The organism is Shewanella sp. SG44-2, from assembly GCF_014164215.1.
Lineage (GTDB): Bacteria > Pseudomonadota > Gammaproteobacteria > Enterobacterales > Shewanellaceae > Shewanella > Shewanella frigidimarina.
In genome coordinates, this window is record NZ_JACJEU010000114.1 from 1 (window position 1) to 246 (window position 246).

Annotated in this window: 1 protein-coding gene; it reads left to right on the forward strand. The window is 57.3% G+C overall.

Annotated features, from left to right (window positions below):
• A partial coding sequence (locus tag H5181_RS20505; RefSeq protein ID WP_220491857.1) for a hypothetical protein occupies nucleotides 1-246 on the forward strand: 246 nt, incomplete at both ends.

Consider the following 246-nt stretch of genomic DNA (forward strand, 5'->3'; position numbering starts at 1 on the left):
CAGCGGCATGGGCAGCGATGGTATCTTCAACAGCGATGAGATCGGCAGCGACGGCACTGTGACCGCCACCGTCACCCTAGCGACTGGCACCCAAGTTGGCGACACCTTGATTGTCACTGACGGCAGCGGCAACGTATTAGCCTCTGTGACCGTCACCCAAGACATGCTCGACAACGGCTTTGATGTTGAAGTCCCTGTCACTGCAGGCGCGACCGATGTTGATGTCACCGCGCAAGTGATTGATAT